The sequence below is a fragment of the Steroidobacter gossypii genome (assembly GCF_016801985.1).
Lineage (GTDB): Bacteria > Pseudomonadota > Gammaproteobacteria > Steroidobacterales > Steroidobacteraceae > Steroidobacter > Steroidobacter gossypii.
This window is the reverse complement of the sequence record NZ_JAEVLS010000006.1, coordinates 53180-71642: the sequence shown is the minus strand read 5'-3', so window position 1 is coordinate 71642 and position 18463 is coordinate 53180. Positions and strand designations below refer to the sequence as shown.

The window sequence follows — 18463 nt, the reverse complement described above, 5'->3', positions numbered from 1 at the left end:
AACCCTACAATGCGCGCTCGATCTGTCGCCGGCCACGAGCCGGCAGCGCTGCGATGACTACCCGCCCTCATTCCGATGGCAGCGGTGAAGAGCTGCTGGAGCAAGCCTTCGACGGTCTGGAGCAGCAGACACCCGACCGTTTGAGTCGCCTCATTCACTGGCTGCGCGATCCGAAGTCCCGCAAGGTTCGCATCCCGCTGGGCATTCTGTTCATCCTGGCGAGCTTCCTGTGGTTCCTGCCGGTGCTCGGCATCGAATTCCTTCCGATCGGGCTGCTGCTGATTGCCCAGGACGTTCCTTTCCTGCGCCGTCCCGTGGCGAAGATGATGCTGTGGGGCGAGCGAAAATGGGACGAACAGCGCCGCCAGCTTTCCAGAAAGGGCGCCTGGGCCGGTTACCTGCTGGGCTTTTCGTTGGCAGGCCTGCTCGAAGCGATCCTGCTTCGTCACATCCTGCAGTGGCAACACCTGCTGCTCGGCCTGCAGTGGCAAGCACTGCAAGACATGGAGATTCAAGTGCTGGCCGACCGCATTTTTCTGCTGCTGGTTGGTGCCATCGGCCTCGCCGGCCTGTGGTCACTGTGGCGCGGCCGGCGCAGTCCGGATCTGCGAGCGTTCAGAACTCTGCTGAGTCATTCCTTGATCGGATTCGGCGCCTGGAATGTGGGCGAGGGCTTTGTATTTCATTGGTTGCTGGGCCTGCACCGGATCAGGATGGACGCAGACCATCCGCTCGGCTGGGATCTGCTCTGGTTTGCGATCTTCGGTCTGGTGCCGTTCACGCTGGGTCTGCTGCTCAGTCGGCGCCCTTCGAGTCGCGAAGGTGAAGCAGCGGACAAGGCATCCCGAGCTGTCGCGTTCGGAGCGGGCCACCACGATGAAACCCAGCCGTTCGTAGAAGCTCCTTGCGCCCATGTTCTGTTCGTTGACAGCAACGGATAGCGTCTGACCCGAGGCTCTCGCCAGCTCCACCAGCGAGCGACCGACCCCTCGGCCATGACACGCCGGGTCTACGAACAAGGCGTCGATCACGCCGTCGCAAAGGCCCATGAACCCCAGCGGCCGATCGGCGCCATCCACCGCCACGTGCAATACGGCGTCGGGCAGATACTGCTCACGCACCATCGCGTCGATGATCGCCAGGTCCTCGGCCGTCACGAATCCATGCGTCGCCTCGACCGCGCTCCGCCAGATTTCATACAACCGCGGCAGGTCCGCGGGCCGATTCCGGCGAACAGCAATCACTTCCGGTTACCGAAAATATTGAGCGCGGCGTACTGTAGCAGCATGATGGTCTTGCCGTCGCGAACCCGGCCTTCGGCGATCCAGGCCAGCGCCGTTTCGATGGTCGGCTCCAGCACTTCGATATCCTCGCCTTCTTCCACCGCCCCACCGCCATCCGAGCGACGGTCGTCCGATCGATAGGGCGCCACGAAAAAATGCAAGCGTTCGGTGACCGAGCCCGGACTCATGAAGGCGTCGAATATCCGCTGAACGTCGCCCACGTGAAAGCCCGTCTCCTCCTGAACCTCATCCCGGATCGCTTTTGCAGGATCGCGCTCGTCGAGCAGGCCCGCGGGCGCCTCGATCAGCAAATCGTCGTGTCCGTTCACGAACGCCGGGTAGCGAAACTGCCTCACCAGCACCACGGTGCGGCGGGTCACATCGTAGAGCAGGATGGTCGCCCCGTCCCCTCGGTCGTAGGTCTCTCGAGATTGCGTTTGCCAGGTGCCGTCGGAACGCAGAAACGAGAACCGCGTCTTCTTCAGGACATACCAATCATCAGACAACGTGACGACATCTTCTACCCGAACGCGATTAGCAACACTCATGAAACTGACACTCGATAAAAAAGGAATACGGCGACTCAGCGCCCCTGGACCCAGGCTTCCCGGGTGATCTGGTACAGGCAGTGTCTGCGCAACGGACTGTCCAGCGGTACGGCAGGATGGTCGAAGTCCTCGCCGGTGTTGCGCATGCCGATGCGCTCCATGACCGCGCGCGATGGTTTGTTCGACAATGCGGTGTAGGAGACGACTTCAGTCAACCCCAATTGTTCGAATCCGGCCCGCAGCGACGCCTCGGCTCCCTCGGTTGCGTAGCCTTGTCCCCAGAAGCGACGAGCCAGCCGCCAGCCGATTTCGACACAAGGTGAAAACGGCATGGTCAGCCTTGGCGTCCACAGACCCACGAAGCCAATGAACTCGCCGGTCTGCTTCAATTCCACCGCCCAGTTGCTCCAGCCGCGCTCGCTGAACTGGCTCATCCAAAAATCGATGCTGGCGCGCGACTGCTGCTCATCGATGAGCGATGGGAAATACCGCATCACCTCCGGATCGCAGTTCATGGCGATGAACGGGGCGATGTGTCGCTCCTGCCAGGCCATCAAGCGCAGGCGAGGAGACTCGTGTTCGAAAAACTCAGGCATGCCTGGAGCGATCACTGGCGAATACTCGGCCGCGCAATGTCGCCGGGCCATCACGGCTCGCGCAAGGGGCTAAAGGACGATTTGCCTTTTCCGCCCGCGCCGTTATGCGCGCCGCAGCATCGGATCGAGCAGCCGTCTGTCGGGTCAAATCCGAAGGAGCATTCTGTGGCGCGCCGCTATATTGTATGTACGGGCGCGACCAGCAATGTCGCGCCGGCTAGAGCCATAAGGACCATGCTCGGACTGTGGGGGAGCCGGCGATGAATGCCTCGATCATGACTCGTCGTATGCGCAGCGCCCAGCACGGGCCCGCCAAGCTCGTCAGAAAAATCTGGGGGCTGGTGACGGATCGCCAACTGTCCCGGTCCTACTATCCGGACGAGCCGACCAAGAGCAAACCGCGGGTGCTGGCTGAGTTGCTGTGGTGGCTGCTGCGCAGTGGCGAGATCAATGGCTACTACTATGTTTACGGCCTGGACCGTAAGTCTGTCGATCGCACTCGCGAACTGCTGCCCTACCGACGCTTCCGTCGCATTCGCAACCGCCGCAACTTCCGCACCGGGCGGGCGCCGTTCAACTATGTTTGCTTGCTCCGGGACAAGTTTGTTTTCTCGCAGTTCGTCGGCAGCCTGGGATTGGCGACGCCGCGCAGTCTGGCGCTGCTGGATGCGAGCCAGGTGACATGGCTGGACACGAATCAGTCAGTGCCGCTCGCCGCCATCGTCGAGCGGCCGGATGTCACGCTCGACGGCTTTTGCAAGAAGCTCGGCGGCATACAGGGCGACGGCGCCTTCCCATTGCGCATCGAGGGCGGCTCGCTCCATGTCGGTCACGACAAGATCACGGTGCCGGAGCTCGCCGAGCGCCTCACCGATCGCTACCTGCTACAGCAAAGAATCATTCAACACGACACGATGCGCGCGCTCCATCCGAGCTCGGTCAATACCGTTCGACTCATCACATTCGCGACGGCCACGAGCGTCGAACTGTTTGCCGCCGCGCTCCGAGTCGGCACTCACGGCAAAAGCGTCGACAACTGGGCGGCGGGCGGCTTGATCATCAGCATCGATCCGCAACGTGGTGAATTGCGCGGCGAAGGCTTTTACAAACCGGGCTACGGCGGCCGTGCCTGGCGCCACCCGGATAGCGGCATCGAGTTTCAAGGCTTCAAGATCCCGTATTTCTTCGAGGCCATCGAGCTGGTGTCCCGATTGCATGGCTACTTGCGAGACATCCATTCGATCGGCTGGGACGTGGCGATCACGCCGGACGGCCCCACCATCATCGAAGGCAACGACGATTGGGAGGGCGGCATCCCGATGGTGTTGGAGAAAGACTTCCGCACCAGATTCCTGGCGCTGTATCGCTAGCTCGGCGTCCGCGTCAGTCAGTCTTCGCGCGCATCCTCGATCTTCTCGCGCGCTTCTGCTTCGTCGTCAGGCGATGGCGTGGGCTCCTCGGTCGCAGCAGTCGCGTCGGGTTCCAGACTCAACCGGGCGAACACCGGGAAGTGATCCGAGCCGCATTTACTAAGCACTTTGAAGTCGCGGACGCGAAAGTGCTTCGAGCAGAAGACGTGGTCGAGCGGAAAGCGCAGCAGCGGCCAGTTCGCGTTGAACGTGCTGAAGAAGCCTCGACCGATCCGGGGATCCAGCAGGCCGCTGATCTTTTGAAAAAGATGGTTGGTCCGAGACCAGGCAACATCATTGAGATCGCCGACGACGATGGCGGGCTCGTCGCGCCCGCGCAACTCTTTGGCGACGACGAGCAACTCGGCGTCGCGCTCGGTGCTGCGCTCGTTCTCCTGCGGCGCAGGCGGTCGCGGATGCACGCACCTGAGCTGAATCGCATCCCCTGAGGGCAGCTTCACCTGGGTGGCGATCGACGGCACGTCGTCCTCGATCAGGAACCGAACCTCGGCGCCGAGCAACTCGAATCGGCTGAACAACATCATTCCGTATGTATTGTTCAGCACGCACTTGACGACATGCGGATGGCTGGCTTCCAGGTCCTGCAGCGCCTGCTCCCACCACTGGTCGGTTTCCACGACCAGGATGATGTCCGGATCGTTCTCGACGATGCGCTTCCGGAGCAATTCGGCGCGACGGTTGTCCATGAACACGTTGGAGATGAAGATGCCCAACAACGCCTCGGGCCGATGCCTCGAACTCCACTCCACCTGCACACGCGCCAGCGGCGTGTACGGGTACATTCGCCAGAGCTGGTAGGCCAGGCACAGTCCCAGCAGGCCGAGGAAAACGTTGTCGACCGCGCCCGGGTCCTCCCGCACCAGCAGATACATCGCAAAAACGACGATGAAGCACAGCGTGATCTGCAGCCGTGGGAAGTCGAAGATGCGCACCCACCAGGCAGCCGATCGCGACAACGGCAGCACCGTGGCGGCGATCATGATCCAGCCGGTGATGGCAAGCGCGGTCTCCAAGGAATTCTCTCCCGTTGTTGGTGCTTTCCTCCTCAACCCCTGTCCACGTCAATGGTTCCTCCACCACCAGGAGCGCCGCTACGCTGCGCGGCGCACCTTCCGTGCCGACTCAGCGACGTCGGAATATCATCCCCGCGTGGTGCAGAGTGTTCTCATCGACGAAGTCGCCGTCGGCGGTGAAGCCGGTATCGTCCCAGTACTCGATGTGCGTTCCGGTAATCTCATACCGGCCCTGATAGGCGCTTTGCCGCTGGCCGCGCGCTTCGTCGTAGCGGCCGTTGGGTAACAGCTCGTGGCGGATGTGCCCGTCGTCGGTGACCCACATCCCGACATACGAATGCGTTGCCATCGTTTGCTCCTTTGGTGCGGAAGTGGCGCTCACAGCGCATGGAGTCGGCTGTTTATCGGCGAGTACCGGCGCCACCGCCGGCAACAGCGTCGTAGCGATACCGAGGAACATCGGGTAAGTCTTGCGGTTCATCGGATTCTCCATCAGGTTCGGCGCGCGACGTTGGCGCCGCCGAAGATCAGTTGCTGAACCAACGGCCGGTCGACGAAGCGTGCCGGGAATATCGGCTCGACCGCACTCACTTCGTCAAGGCGTGCGCGCTGCTCGTTCGAGAGCGAGACATTGAGCGCGCCGAGATTGTCTTCCGCCTGCGCAATTGTGCGCGCACCCATGACGGGCGCAGTTACCGCCGGGTTCGACAGCGCCCATGCCAGCGCGACTTGCGAAGCTGTCGCGCCGATCTCCTTCGCCACTGCGCCGACTTCATCCGCGATCTTCAACGCATGCTCACTGAGCTGTCCGCTAGATGCCATGACACCTTTGCGCGTCGCCGACACGGCGGCCTCGCGTGAATCAATTACGTCGGCACGCGTGTACTTCCCTGTGAGCACGCCGCCGCCCAATGGCGACCAGGGCAGCACGCCCAATCCAAGCGCCGCCGCCATCGGGATGAGCTCGTGCTCCACCGATCGCTCGATGAGGCTGTATTCGATCTGCAAAGCCACCAATGGAGACCAGCCCCGCAGATCCGCAATTGTCTGCAGCTGCGCGATGCGCCACGCAGGCGTATTGCAAATGCCGGCGTACACAATCTTGCCCGCCCGCACCAGATCGTCGAGTGCACGCATCGCTTCATCGGGCTGCGTAGTGAAGTCCCATGCATGCAAATAAAGCAGATCGATCCGATCGGTGCCGAGCTGCCGCAGACTCTGTTCGACGGAACGCTGCAGGTTCAGACGGTGATTGCCGCCCGAGTTGGGATTGCCCGGTTCGCGCGCCATGGTGAACTTGGTGGCGATCACCAGGCGCTCGCGCTTCTCGCGCATGAATTCGCCAAGCAGGCGCTCTGATGCGCCATCCGTGTAATTCACGGCGGTGTCCACGAAATTGCCGCCACGATCGACGTATAGATCAAAGATGCGGCGCGCCTCGCTGGCATCGGCGCCCCAACCCCAATCCTTTCCAAACGTCATGGTGCCGAGTGCCAACGGCGACACTCGCAGACCGGAACGGCCCAGCAAGCGGTAATGGTCGAGTGCAGTCATTTTTTCAGTCCTCGATGTGCAGGTTTGTTTGGTTACCTGGAGGACAAGTTAAGGCCAGCCGGCAGCCACGAGAACCCGCCCCGCGCTGGACGCACCGATTAGGCCGGCTAACCAATCTCCACGCCTGCAGCAGAACGGGGTTGCAGCGTTCTTAAGCCAGTTGTACCATGGGCACAAGTGGTACACCTGATTCGCGGAAGATAGGAGCACACCATGGCGATGGAAATCACCATCGACATCGACAATCCCGTGCCCCAGTTCGAGCAGCTCATCGAGCAGATCAAGGCCGCGGTCACGGCCGGCGTGTTGAAGCCGGGCGATGCGCTGCCTTCGATTCGTCAGCTGGCCAACGACCTGGAGCTCAACAGCAAAACCGTGGCCAAGGCCTACAAGCTCCTGGAGCGGGATTCCATCATCGAAGCGAAGGGCTATCGCGGCACTTACGTGCATCCTAAGGCCAAAGCGAACTGCAAGTTCAACCTGCAGGAATGGACGCTACGCAAGCTCGGCGAAACCATCGCCGAGTTGCGCGAAGCGGGTGTGACTGATTCGGAGATTCGCAATGCGTTCGCCGGCGCGATCAGCCGGCGGCCGCCGGCAAAGTGAGGTGCCGTCATGATCGAGGTCTATGCGTTCTTCGCGGCGTTCGTGGTACAGATCTTCGCAACGTCGCTGCTCTATCCAACGTTCTTCATCAGGTATTGGCGGGGGCTGACGACGAACCTCCCTGCCGAGCGCCTCGAACAGTTGTATCCCGGTGTCGATTTGCATCTTGCTCAACAGCGCATCCTGTCTCGATACCGCGCGTTGAGCATCGGCATCGCGGTGCTCGGTTTGTTGCTGCTGGTCTGGCTGTTCGGCTACATGCGACGCCCGGAATGGAACGACGGCCCGGTGGAAGCGCTGGTGAGCGGGTATTTCCTGTTGCAAATGGGGGTGCCGCTAGGCCTCGTGATCTGGCTCGGACTCCGCTTTCACAAGGCGCACAAGCAACCGGTCGTCGAGAGCAAACGCAAGGCCGTGCTGCAACGTCGTGGGCTGTTCGATTTCATCTCGCCCGTCGCCGTCGTCGCGGCCTTCGTGAGCTATGTGCTGTTTGCCGCGTACGTGCTTTATCTCCGGAATCATCCGTTTCCGGGATTCGCCGGACTCGTCAACCTCGGCGCGATGACCGTGATCTACGCGCTGAACTCATTGGTTGTGTACGCGATGTTGTACGGAAAGAAGGCCAATCCGCTCGAGACCCATGCGGGCCGGCTGCGCACCATCGGGCTGGTCGTGAAATCCGCGGTCTACACCTGCATCGCCTGCGTCGTGTTCGTATCGCTGAACTTCACGCTCATCTTGCTGGATTGGCAGCGATGGGAGCCGTTCGTTCTCAGCGTTTATTTCGTGATCATGGCGCTGCTCAGCCTGATGGGCATGACTGCGCCGCCGCGCCAATCAGAGGCGGACGCCGTCACGTAACGACGATCGGCCGTCCGCCGGTGACGATGAGTGTGTGCTCGAACTGTGCGCCCACGCTGCCGTCCGGCGAGCGCAGCGTCCAGCCATCGGAATCCTCCACCGCCATCGTGGCGCCCGTCGTCAGAAACGGCTCGATGGTGATAACCAGCCCGGCGCGCAACACGGTTCGATCCAGGCGATCGAACGTGTTCGGCACACTGGGCGATTCGTGGATGCTCCGGCCAACGCCATGTCCGCAGAGATTGCGAATGACTTGAAACCCGCACTGCCTGGCCCGCCGCTCGACGGCGCGGCCGATGTTTCTGATAGGTGAGCCGGCCCGCGCTTGAGACATGCCGTCCTCGAGCGCGAGACGCGTCGCATGCAGTAGAGCGCTCGCCTGCTCCGAGACCGTGCCAACCGGGAAGCTGGCACCCGTGTCCGCCCAGTAGCCATCGAGCTCCGCGGATACATCGATATTGACCAGGTCTCCTTCCGCGAGCACACGGTCCGGCGACGGAATGCCATGAGCGAGCTGATCATTCACGCTGATGCAGGTCACGCCAGGGAAACCATAAGCAAGCCGGGGAGCTGACCGCGCGCCGTGGCGATCCAGGATCTCCTTGCCGATGGCATCGAGCTCGGCGGTGGTCACGCCCGGTGCGACACGAGCGCCCATGGCGTCACGCGCGGCCGCTACGACAGCGCCCACGCGCTTCAACCCCTCGATGTCCTGCTCGTCATTGATCGACATTGCTCAACCTTGCAGCCAAAGCTTTACGACACTCCTCACTTTACTCCAGAACCCGCTGATGGAGGGTGATGACACGCTCAGCCTGAACTGGCAGCCATCGTCCGGCACTCGAAATCAGGTATTGACAGCGTTGTCCTTTGGAGTAAGTTGGGTGCTCGTGTCTAAGGGGGATCGAGTCTTGCCACGGGCGGGGCGACGCGTGCGCGCGCAGCCATCGCTTATATATGGAGCGTGGAGACATGGATGCACGATGGCCTTTGATCCTTGCATGCCTCTGGTTCGCGTCGCCGGTTCTGGCGCAAACATTCAACTACGCCGAGGCCTTGCAGAAGTCGCTGTTCTTTTACGAAGCACAGCGTTCAGGTGACTTGCCCACTTCCAATCGCGTGAACTGGCGCGGCGACTCGGGGATGCAAGACGGCTCCGACGTTGGCCGCGATCTCACCGGCGGTTGGTACGACGCAGGCGATCATGTGAAGTTCGGCCTGCCCATGGCCGCAACCGCCACCATGCTCGCTTGGGGAATCGTCGAGTATCGCGCCAGCTACGTGCAGATCGGCCAGCTCGACGAAGCGCTGGATCAACTGCGCTGGGCCACGGACTATTTCATCAAAGCACATACTGCGCCGAACGAGCTATACGGTCAGGTCGGCGCGGGCGGTCCGGATCACGCGTGGTGGGGCCCAGCTGAAGTCATGCAGATGGCGCGGCCCTCGTTTCGAATCACCACGTCGTGCCCGGGTTCGGATCTGGCGGGTGAAACGGCTGCTGCGCTCGCCGCCGCATCCATCGCATTTCGCCCCACCGATCCTACCTATGCCAACACGCTGCTGACCCACGCGCGCCAGCTTTATTCGTTTGCGGATAACTACCGAGGCAAATACTCCGATTGCATCACCGACGCCGCGTCGTTCTACAACTCCTGGAGCGGCTTCAACGACGAGCTCGTCTGGGGCGCCATCTGGCTGTATCGAGCGACCAACGAGGCGGCGTTCCTCAGCAAGGCGGAAAGCTACTACGCAAATCTCTCGAATCAGCAGCAAACCAGCGTCAAATCGTACAAGTGGACCCACGCCTGGGACGACAAGTCCTACGGTAGCTACGTGTTACTTGCAAAGCTCACGGGCGCCACGCGTTATCACGAGGACTCGCAGCGCTGGCTCAATTGGTGGACTGTAGGCGGCACTACGCATGGGGCCGATGGCACTCGCGTGAACTACAGCCCGGGCGGGCAAGCGGTGCTCGACCAATGGGGATCGCTACGTTACGCGGCGAACACCGCGTTCGTGGCGCTCGTCTATTCCGACGCGCTCAGCGATGCGAACTTGAAAGCTCGTTATCACGATTTCGCCGTGCGCCAGATCAACTACGCGCTCGGCCAGAATCCATTGAACCGCAGCTTCGTGGTGGGGTTCGGCACGAATCCACCCCGTAACCCGCATCATCGCACCGCGCACGGCTCGTGGACGGATCAGATCGGGAATCCGGCCATCAGCCGCCACATTCTCTATGGCGCATTGGTCGGCGGCCCAACCGCGCCCAACGATCAATACACCGACGATCGGTCCGACTACACCATGAACGAGGTGGCCACCGACTACAACGCTGGCTTCACCAGCGCCCTCGCCCGCCTGGTCGGCGAGTTCGGCGGCACGCCGCTGGCGAATTTCCCGACGCCGGAGCCGGTGGTCGGCAACGAGATTTTCGCTGAAGCGGCCCTCAATGCCTCGGGGTCGAACTTCACCGAGATCAAGCTGCTCCTCAACAATCAGTCCGGCTGGCCGGCTCGTGTCACGGACAAGCTTTCATTCCGCTACTACTTCACGCTCGAACCTGGCGTCACCCCGAGCCAGATCTCACTGGCTGCGAACTACAACCAATGTCTGCCGCCCACGGGGCCGACGCAGCACTCGGGCAACATCTACTACGTCACTGTGAGCTGTAACGGAACCAAGATCTACCCCGGCGGACAGCAGCACTATCGCAAAGAAGTGCAGTTCCGGATCGCGAGCTCCGGCGCGTGGGACACCAGCAACGACTGGTCGTTCTCGGGTGTCTCGACCACGCCAGGCTCCACACCGGTGCTCGTCCAGCGCATTCCAGTTTATGACAACGGCGTGCGCGTGTTTGGCAGCGAACCCGGCGGCGGAGTCGTTGATGTCGAGCCGCCGAGCACGCCCGCGAATCTGCGCGTTAGCGGCACGACGAGCTCGAGCGTTTCGCTCGCGTGGGATGCCTCATCAGACGATGTCGGCGTCACCGGTTATCAAATATTCCGTGGCTCGACCTTGGCAGGCACTGCCACGTCAACCGCATTCACGGACACTGGGCGTAGCCCAAGCACGACGTACTCATATACGGTCGTAGCTCAGGACGCCTCGGGCAAACAGTCCGCAGCGAGTGCAGCAGTCAGCGCGACCACCACGGCTGTCACTCAGGATTTCTCCATCTCTGCGTCTCCAGGCTCCCTCTCCGTTGCGCGAGGATCGAGCGGCGCAGTGTCCATCGCCATCACGCGGTCAGGTGGTTTCACTGGCGCGGTGGCCTTGACGGCGAGTGGCTTGCCGAGCGGCGTCACAGCCAGCTTCAGTCCGGCATCGGCAACAGGCACCACGTCGACACTCACGTTGACCGCATCGAGCACGGCGGCATCGGGCGCGGCCGCAGTCACCATCACCGGCACATCAGGTACAGCGACTCGCACTACTACCGTATCGCTGAATGTAACGACACCCGGCGGCGACGGCTCTGTCACCGTGACGCCTGCCGTCACGAGCAGCAGCGGGCACTTCGTCGAACAGCAGCTACGCATCGCAAACACGGCCACACTGAGCGCCCTGGCGGTGACCATCGTCGTTCAGCGCACCACGGGTATCAGCTACTCGGGCCAATACAACACGGTCGGCTCGGTCATTGCTCAAAGCAGCAACAGCACGGCCACCACCATCACCTATCAGTTCACGTTGGCGGCCGGGCAAACGCTGGGCCCCTCCAGCAACCGAACGTTTGCTGCCCAGATGAGCGGGACCGGCACGGTGCATCCGACCAGCGGAGACACTTACACCGTGACGTACACCAGCGGAGGACAGAACTTCACGGTTTCCGGAACCTTCTGACGCTCGCAAGCCGAGCCAGATTGTCGGCGGCCACGCACGTACTGTATTGATTCTTCTCAATGCGGAGGATCGAGCAAGCCGGAAGGAACATCCCTGCAAGCAAGCACTTCTATACGGCGCGCGACCGAAATTCGCGCGCCGTGAGTAACAAGCTGGGGAGCTGCCGTGAATATCCAAACATTCGCTCGCATCTTCGGGATCGTGTTCCTGGTCGTGGGCATCGGCGGGTTCATCCCGGGGATCACCCAACCCCACGATCACCCCGGCCTCGTCCTAGAGGCGGCCTCCGGCATGGAGCTGGGATTGTTTCCAGTGAATGCCCTGCACAACATCGTGCACATCCTGTTCGGGGTGTGGGGACTGTTCGCCGCCGGCAGTTTCTCGGCCGCCCGAACTTACGCGCGAGTCGTCGCAATCGCCTATGCCCTGCTGATGATCATGGGGCTGATTCCGGCGACCAACACCACGTTCGGGCTCGTCCCCATCTATGGTCACGACATCTGGCTGCACGCGCTGCTCGCCGCCGTCGCCGCCTACTTTGGCTTCGCCTATCGGGAGACATCGCCAGCGGCTGCACGGACGTGACAGGGCGTCACCTGGCGCGCGATCGAAAAGATGTGAACCTAAGCAAATTGCCGTGATCGTATTTCACTTAGATTGGCAGTGGCGCCCTGAAGCGCCGGCAAAACAATACGATCGCGGCGGATGTCGGACTCGCTCTATTCTGGCCATGCATTTCACGAAGGATTCGCCCGAGGTCGCGCCGCCGGCGACCTGAGCGTTACTGCGGCCGGCTTTTGCTTCCGCAGTGACACGCAATCCGTAACGATCCCGCTCGCCGGCGCCCGGCTCACGCTGGGGGGAGCGAGCGGTCGCATCGTTTTCATCGCACATCCCGACTTCCCAGAGTGGTCGCTCTACACCAGCGATCTCGCCATCCTGCGCGATCCGGTATTGGCGGCCCATCCCGAGTTGACCGCCGCACTAGGCGCCATGCGCCGCAACCGAGTGCGGAACTGGTCAGTGCTCGCCGCCATCGTGGCGCTGATCGTCGCCATCCCTGTCCTGCTGGTACTCAACATGGGATGGCTCGCGGGCATCGCGGCCCGACAGATTCCTGCCTCGTGGGAGGAACAACTCGGCAGGACCGCGATGGGTCAGTACCAGATCCAAGCACACATGATCCAGGATCCGCAGACCGCCAGGCTGCTGACCGAGCTCACGGACGCGTTGACGCAGGCATTGCCAGAGTCCCGGTTCGAATTTCATTTCTACGTGGCGCGTGATCCCTCGCTGAACGCATTTGCGTTGCCCGGCGGCTATGTGGTCGTCCATTCGGAACTGCTGTTGCGTGCCGACTCGGCGGAAGAGGTTCTCGGGGTGCTGGCTCACGAGATCTCGCACGTGACCTCACAACACGGCGTGCGCAACCTCATTGCCTCCGCCGGATTGCTTCTGACTGTACAGGCCGTGCTGGGCGACGCCAGCGGCTTGCTGGCCACGATCGCGAGTGCCGCGCCGTTCCTGCTATTGCAGACATACTCCCGCAGCTTCGAGAACGAGGCGGATGAGCAGGGGTTCGAACTTCTGCAACGTGCGCGTATCGACGGCCGCGGCATGGTGTCCTTCTTCGAGAAGGTGCAGGCCGAAGAAGAAAGAATGCGCGCCAAAGTTCGGGAGCAAATGGGCGAAAAGGGCGCCGCGCTCACAGAACTACCGGAATTTCTAACAACGCACCCTGCCACTGATTCTCGCATACAGCGCATGCGAGAGCTGGCGGCCCATCAGCAGGGCCCGTTTCGCGACCTGAACGCGACCTTCGCCGCGCTCCAAGAACGTATCCGAGCACTCGAAACCGAGCATCCTGCGGAGCAGACCGCAAAATGAAGACGCAGATCGATGGAGCCCCGTTCGCGCGCCTGCAGGTGACGCTGGCGCCGTGCGAAGCCATCGTTGCAGAGTCATCGGAGGCCGGGCGATAGGGGCATAGCCTGCGGCACGAAATTACTTCGCAGCCTGCGTCTCGCGTCGATAGCGCGCCGGCGGCACTCCGAATACGCGTCTGAAGGCGCGACTGAACGCCGCCTCCGATTCGTAACCTACCTCGTAAGCGACTTGCAGGACTTTGCGGTCGGTGGTGCGCAGTTGGCGCGCGGCGAGCTGCAGCCGCCATCGAGCCAGATAAGCGAGCGGCGACTCACCCATGAGCTGCACGAATCGCTCGGCCAGCACCGTTCGTGACGTTCCGCTGGCTCGTGCAAGATCAGGCAACGTCCACGCACGCGCAGGTTCACGATGCAGGAGTGCAAGCGCCTGCCCGACTTTCGGATCGCGCGCGGTGGCGAGCCAGCCCGTACGCTCCGGTGGCAACTCGTCCATGTAGCGGCACAGGGTTTCCACGAACAGTGTCTCGGCCAACTTGGCAAGCACCGCCACTCGTCCGGCACGCTGCGATTCGCTGTCACTTACGCCGTGGCGTATTGCACTCTCGATCCACGCACCGGCCGGGCTGCTGCGCACGTTGACTTTGAATATCGACGGCAAGCCGCTCAGGAACGAACCTTCGGCGTGACGCTCGCAACCCAGATAGCCGCAGATGATGCGGGTCACAGCACCGCTTCCGCCCCACTTTTCGGCGGCCAGCTCTCCCTTCGAGAGCCGCGGCAACAGGCGGCTCCCGGGAAATAGCTTGGAGCTTCGTCCATTCCACATTTCGTGAGCATGACCATGTGGGAACACAACGATATCTCCCGCGGTGAGCGGGACTTCATCGCGATCGTCGCTGCGTGCCTTCGCTTCTCCGTCGGTGACGAGATGAAACAGGACCAGCCGCTCACTTTGCGGCGAAACGATGGCAGCCACCTTGTCCTGCGAAGGCGTGGCGAAACGCCACGGCGCGGAGAACTCGCCGTTGAAAAAAAGCGCACTCGTGAGGCGCACGGCGCGCATGGCTTCAGACAGTGCATCCATCCGGCACCTGCAAAGAACTCCGGACTCTCGGTCAATTCCTGCCGGGAGCCCCTCGGCACACTCTCTCCCAGCACGATCACTCGCATCGCGGAGTATAGGAGAGACCATGAAAGCTCAGCTATCTCAGACTTTGGAAATCCTGCAGCGGTTCAACCGCGCCTTCATACAGCACGACGCAGCGCTGCTCGACGGGCTGATCGCCGAGGACTGCATCATGGAGAGCGTGGAACCTGCTCCAGACGGAACGCGCTACGTCGGGCGCAAAGCATGCCTGGAGTTTTGGCAGAAGCTGGCCAACAGTCGCGAAGGGAAGTTCGCCGACGAGGACATCGTTGCAGCTGGAGAGCACGGCTTCATTCGCTGGCGCTATCGCTTCGGCCACGAGCTCTCGAAGTCCGTTCGTGGCGTCAACGTGATGCGCGTGCGTAACGGCCAAATCGTGGAAGCGCTTGGTTACGTGAAAACCGGCGAGGCATCTGTGGCGACGGCCGTGCGCAGCGCTGTCGAATGACATCCACTTTTTGGGCATCAGTCATGCAGATTCGACATGTCGTCATCAAGGTCGACGATCAGGACAAGGCGCTCGCGTTCTACACGAGCGTCCTGGGCTTCAAAAAGATCGCCGATCGCGGCGGCCGCGTTCGATGGCTGACGGTCGCCTCTGGGACAGGCCCGAAGGGCGTGGAGTTGGTGCTGGAACCGAATTCCCCTGCGCCGGCACGGGCGGCGCAGAAGGCGCTCTACGATGCTGTGTTTCCGGCGGCCATTCTATCGACCAACCACATCGCCGGCGAATACCAACGCCTGAAGCGCCTCGGCGTTCGGTTTCGCGGCAAGCCGAAAAAGCTCGGATCGAGCAGGTTCGTATTCTTCGACGACACGTGCGGCAACTTCATCGTGTTGCTGCAGAGAGAAGCTTAGAGCGACTATCGCTTGGGCGCGGTCGCGAGCAACTGATCCTTCAACAAGCTCGCCGCGCCTCGATCCCAGGAATAGTCGGCGCCCATTCGCAGCCCGCTGTCGCCATTGGCGACGACGGCGCCCGTCCGGGCGTCGCGCACGTGGAACCTTACGACGTACTCGGTGCGGCTGATTCGACTCACCACACCGACCAAGGATTGCTGCGCGCCCAACTTCAAGGCGATCTCGGCCTCGCAGCCATCACAGTCGCGGAGCGTGTGGGTCTTGGCTGCAGGTGCATCCGCGCTCGCGACATCGATCAGCTTGTAGCGCCCTGATTCCGCGAGAAGCTGACGCACCGTGCGGGTGACTTTCGCCAGATGCGCGGCATCGGCTGGAGCGATACTTTCCGTCGCCTCGGTGGGACTGAAATCCTCGAGCTCGAAGTCGAAGATGGCGAGTGCGATCGGCGCCGGCGCGCCCGCCGCACCAAACGTCACCAGCAATCCAGCCGCGAGTAAAGGAGTAATCACCGACTTCATGGCTCCCTCCCGGATCTGTGCGCTCGAGACACTTCAATCGATCAATGCCGTGGTCGCATCCTCTTTATCATGATTGCTCGCTAGCGAAATCCTGGATTGCGCCCGCTCCAAGCGAGCACGAAACACACAGCGGCATTTCAGGGTGCTTGTTGCTCGTATGCAAATAAACTAGCGTCACCGCGCCACGACCACCGCGGCGGGAGAGGTGAGTTGCAGAGGCGATTCGAATTCACTCAGATAGAGCAACCGGTCGGGAGCGAGTGCATTCACAAGCGCTACACGCGCGCGAGCGGGGGCGGCCGCGGCAGGTGAGCCTTCGGCGAGCAACGCGACACCACGATCGAAGCCGCTCACCTCGCTGAGACGCGCCGCTTGAGCTGGCGTTCCCAGCGGGTGAGTTCCCCCAAATGCGCCGCGAGTTGTCACGGCGAGAACGGGGTACGGTGTCAGCCCGCTGAACTGCGCTTGTTGTACCAGCACGATGTTCCCTGTCGAGTCGTACCATGCTGCCCCGCCGGCCGCGACCATGGTGTCACCGCCCGTGGTCAGATCCCGCTCATATATTTGGCCGCTCTTCGCATATAACAGCGCGCCGTCGTCGGGGCGCAACCCGATGACCTCGCCGGCTGGGTCGACCTCGCGCGGATTCGGAGTGGCGGACACCTCTGCAACATATGCACGCGACGTCAGCAAAGGCGTGCGAACCGTGTAACCCACACGCTGCCCGACCCCACCGCCAATCGTGCCACCCGTCAGCGAGATGGTGCTGGCGCTGATGATTTCGCCAAACCCGAGCGTATGGCTCACCTGAGTTTCGGCCTGCAACTGGCGTGCATCGATAAAGAACAATCCCTGGCGGCCGCTGCGATTGGCGTGGATCAGGATCGAGGTCTGATTCGCGGCGATCGAGTAGTCGAGAACGTCATCCGATGTGGCCGGATCGCTGATGGCGGAAACCGGCACAGTGGGACTGGGGCCGGACGGCGTCATGGTGTAGAGCGTCTTCGACCCGCCACCTGCGACCGGGGATGCCAGAAAGTATAGATTCCGCGAGTCGCGCGAGAAGCGCAATCGACTCGCGAACACCGCGTTGGCCGGGCTCACCTTGGTCAGCGCCCCAGGCGACGCGACGTTGAACACATACACGCCATCCGCGCTTCCGACGCGTGCGATCAATGCGAGCCACTGCCCATTAGGACTCACAAGGAACTGGTCTTTGTTGCCCGCATCGAGCGGCAGCGTCGCGCCGACAGGCAATGGCACCGTGCCTCGCTGAATGGGAGAAGCCGTCCGAACGAACCCAAGATCGACGCCAGCGGCATTGGATTGATCCTCGCGACGATACACAACCGTCGCACCGTTCTGAGAAGCAGCGAAACCACGCAGCCGCATGCTGCCTTCGGTTGCGACCGTCAGCGCCGTGGGTTCGGCAGCGAAATCGCTCAAACAAACCTCCGGCGAACCATTCGCCGCCGGGTCACCCGCAAACACCACCCGAAATGGGTCGACACCCACGAACACGGCCGCAGTAGCGATCGCCGACGCACCGCTCGAATCGGTCACTCGATACTTGAAACGCGTGACTCCCTTGAAATCCGCCGGCAGCGCGCTGATGCCGATCGACGAGTTCGCGTTGACAGTGGCGGTGCCCGTGAGCGGCGCCTCCTCGATGGTCACGGTCAGAGGGTCGGAATCGGCATCTGTGTCGTTCGCCAACACGACGATGTTTGCAAGCGCCGCCCCGTCCGCGCGCATGGCGTCGTTCGCCGCTGCCGGCACGCGATTTGGATGCACGTTGATGTTGACGACCCCAGGCACCGTGTTGCCACCCGCGTCGCTCACCTGCACGCGGAAGCTGTCGTCGCCGAGAAAGCCCTGCCCCGGCCGATAAACAAATGCGCCAGTGGGACTGAAATTGACCAGGGTCCCGCTCGAAGGATGAGCGGTGACCGAGAAGGTGAGCGCTTCACCGCTGGGATCGGTCGCCGGCACCTGGCCCTGCAGATCGGTGTTCAGTTTGGTAGAGAAAGCCAGTGACCCGAGCGCTGGAGGTGCATTGGTTCTTCCTCCCCCACCTCCGCCGCCACAGCCGGCGACCGCAAGAACAACCATTCCGATCAGTGCGCGACCCAGCGACATCCAGCTCGAGGCGTTCCGCATGTCCCCCCCTTCACATTTCTGAAGTGCGGAGCCACAAAATACTGCAGAACACTCCTCAACCTCAGCCAGCAAATCGCCTACGACGTCTCTGGCGCCCTGTGAATGTTTCGTTCAGAGCGTCTCGAGGGCGAACATTGAGCGCCACCAGTTC

18 protein-coding genes and 1 pseudogene are annotated in these 18463 nt (G+C 62.0%); 9 read left to right on the top strand and 10 right to left on the bottom strand.

Going from position 1 to position 18463, the window contains the following annotated elements:
- Positions 1–53 precede the first annotated feature (53 nt).
- Positions 54–941 carry a DUF2243 domain-containing protein gene (locus JM946_RS24065; RefSeq protein WP_203169932.1) on the top strand — a complete coding sequence of 296 codons (888 nt, stop codon included), beginning with the start codon at positions 54–56 and terminating at the stop codon, positions 939–941.
- Here the strand turns inward: JM946_RS24065 and JM946_RS31795 are convergent.
- The 3 genes and pseudogenes from JM946_RS31795 to JM946_RS24050 all read right to left on the bottom strand — a co-directional run.
- Positions 900–1244 (bottom strand): annotated as a pseudogene (locus JM946_RS31795) (GNAT family N-acetyltransferase); the annotation flags it as partial. The gene JM946_RS24065 and the pseudogene JM946_RS31795 sit on opposite strands and share 42 nt — an antisense overlap.
- Positions 1241–1831 carry an NUDIX domain-containing protein gene (locus tag JM946_RS24055; protein WP_203169931.1) on the bottom strand — a complete coding sequence of 197 codons (591 nt, stop codon included), beginning with the start codon at positions 1829–1831 and terminating at the stop codon, positions 1241–1243. The gene JM946_RS24055 and the pseudogene JM946_RS31795, both read right to left, overlap by 4 nt.
- Positions 1832–1866: 35 nt before the next feature.
- Positions 1867–2478: a GNAT family N-acetyltransferase gene (locus JM946_RS24050; RefSeq protein WP_203169930.1), complete on the bottom strand. Its 612-nt coding sequence runs from the start codon at positions 2476–2478 to the stop codon at positions 1867–1869.
- A 209-nt stretch (positions 2479–2687) separates the two neighbouring features.
- Between JM946_RS24050 and JM946_RS24045 the strand changes: the two genes are divergently transcribed.
- On the top strand, positions 2688–3797 hold the full coding sequence (locus JM946_RS24045) for a sugar-transfer associated ATP-grasp domain-containing protein (protein WP_203169929.1): 1110 nt from the start codon (positions 2688–2690) through the stop codon (positions 3795–3797).
- Positions 3798–3814: 17 nt separating this feature from the next.
- Here JM946_RS24045 and JM946_RS24040 read toward each other — a convergent pair whose 3' ends face one another.
- The 3 genes from JM946_RS24040 to JM946_RS24030 form a co-directional block, all read right to left on the bottom strand.
- A complete protein-coding gene (locus JM946_RS24040) occupies positions 3815–4870 on the bottom strand; it encodes an endonuclease/exonuclease/phosphatase family protein (protein ID WP_203169928.1) in 1056 nt (351 codons plus the stop codon).
- 109 nt (positions 4871–4979) lie between these two features.
- Positions 4980–5330, bottom strand: a complete 351-nt coding sequence (locus JM946_RS24035) for an Atu4866 domain-containing protein (RefSeq protein ID WP_407700597.1) — start codon at positions 5328–5330, stop codon at positions 4980–4982.
- 32 nt (positions 5331–5362) lie between these two features.
- The gene (locus tag JM946_RS24030) at positions 5363–6424 is read right to left on the bottom strand and encodes an aldo/keto reductase (RefSeq protein ID WP_203169926.1); all 1062 of its coding nucleotides are present in this window, start codon (positions 6422–6424) and stop codon (positions 5363–5365) included.
- 213 nt (positions 6425–6637) lie between these two features.
- Between JM946_RS24030 and JM946_RS24025 the strand changes: the two genes are divergently transcribed.
- Together JM946_RS24025 and JM946_RS24020 are read left to right on the top strand one after the other, a co-directional pair.
- Positions 6638–7030, top strand: a complete 393-nt coding sequence (locus JM946_RS24025; protein WP_203169925.1) for a GntR family transcriptional regulator — start codon at positions 6638–6640, stop codon at positions 7028–7030.
- A 9-nt stretch (positions 7031–7039) separates the two neighbouring features.
- Positions 7040–7891, top strand: a complete 852-nt coding sequence (locus JM946_RS24020) for a hypothetical protein (RefSeq protein WP_203169924.1) — start codon at positions 7040–7042, stop codon at positions 7889–7891.
- On the opposite strand, the gene map is transcribed toward JM946_RS24020, so the two are convergent.
- Complete coding sequence (gene map / locus JM946_RS24015; RefSeq protein WP_203169923.1) at positions 7884–8624, bottom strand: type I methionyl aminopeptidase; 741 nt, start codon at positions 8622–8624, stop codon at positions 7884–7886. The two genes, JM946_RS24020 and map, sit on opposite strands and share 8 nt — an antisense overlap.
- Positions 8625–8863: 239 nt before the next feature.
- On the opposite strand from map, the gene JM946_RS24010 reads away from it, so the two are divergent.
- The 3 genes from JM946_RS24010 to JM946_RS24000 all read left to right on the top strand — a co-directional run bounded on the left by JM946_RS24010 (position 8864) and on the right by JM946_RS24000 (position 13627).
- Positions 8864–11740, top strand: coding sequence for a glycoside hydrolase family 9 protein (locus tag JM946_RS24010; RefSeq protein ID WP_203169922.1), 2877 nt, complete (start codon positions 8864–8866; stop codon positions 11738–11740).
- Between the two features lie 165 nt (positions 11741–11905).
- Positions 11906–12325, top strand: a complete 420-nt coding sequence (locus JM946_RS24005; protein WP_203169921.1) for a DUF4383 domain-containing protein — start codon at positions 11906–11908, stop codon at positions 12323–12325.
- 120 nt (positions 12326–12445) lie between these two features.
- On the top strand, positions 12446–13627 hold the full coding sequence (locus tag JM946_RS24000; RefSeq protein WP_203169920.1) for a M48 family metallopeptidase: 1182 nt from the start codon (positions 12446–12448) through the stop codon (positions 13625–13627).
- 117 nt (positions 13628–13744) lie between these two features.
- Here JM946_RS24000 and JM946_RS23995 read toward each other — a convergent pair whose 3' ends face one another.
- A complete protein-coding gene (locus JM946_RS23995; RefSeq protein ID WP_203169919.1) occupies positions 13745–14710 on the bottom strand; it encodes an AraC family transcriptional regulator in 966 nt (321 codons plus the stop codon).
- A 106-nt stretch (positions 14711–14816) separates the two neighbouring features.
- Between JM946_RS23995 and JM946_RS23990 the strand changes: the two genes are divergently transcribed.
- Both JM946_RS23990 and JM946_RS23985 read left to right on the top strand, forming a co-directional pair.
- Positions 14817–15221 carry a nuclear transport factor 2 family protein gene (locus tag JM946_RS23990; RefSeq protein WP_203169918.1) on the top strand — a complete coding sequence of 135 codons (405 nt, stop codon included), beginning with the start codon at positions 14817–14819 and terminating at the stop codon, positions 15219–15221.
- Between the two features lie 23 nt (positions 15222–15244).
- The gene (locus JM946_RS23985) at positions 15245–15631 is read left to right on the top strand and encodes a VOC family protein (RefSeq protein ID WP_203169917.1); all 387 of its coding nucleotides are present in this window, start codon (positions 15245–15247) and stop codon (positions 15629–15631) included.
- 5 nt (positions 15632–15636) lie between these two features.
- Here JM946_RS23985 and JM946_RS23980 read toward each other — a convergent pair whose 3' ends face one another.
- On the bottom strand, positions 15637–16152 hold the full coding sequence (locus JM946_RS23980) for a DUF3280 domain-containing protein (protein ID WP_203169916.1): 516 nt from the start codon (positions 16150–16152) through the stop codon (positions 15637–15639).
- A 174-nt stretch (positions 16153–16326) separates the two neighbouring features.
- Positions 16327–18312: an Ig-like domain-containing protein gene (locus JM946_RS23975; protein WP_203169915.1), complete on the bottom strand. Its 1986-nt coding sequence runs from the start codon at positions 18310–18312 to the stop codon at positions 16327–16329.
- Positions 18313–18463 lie beyond the last annotated feature (151 nt).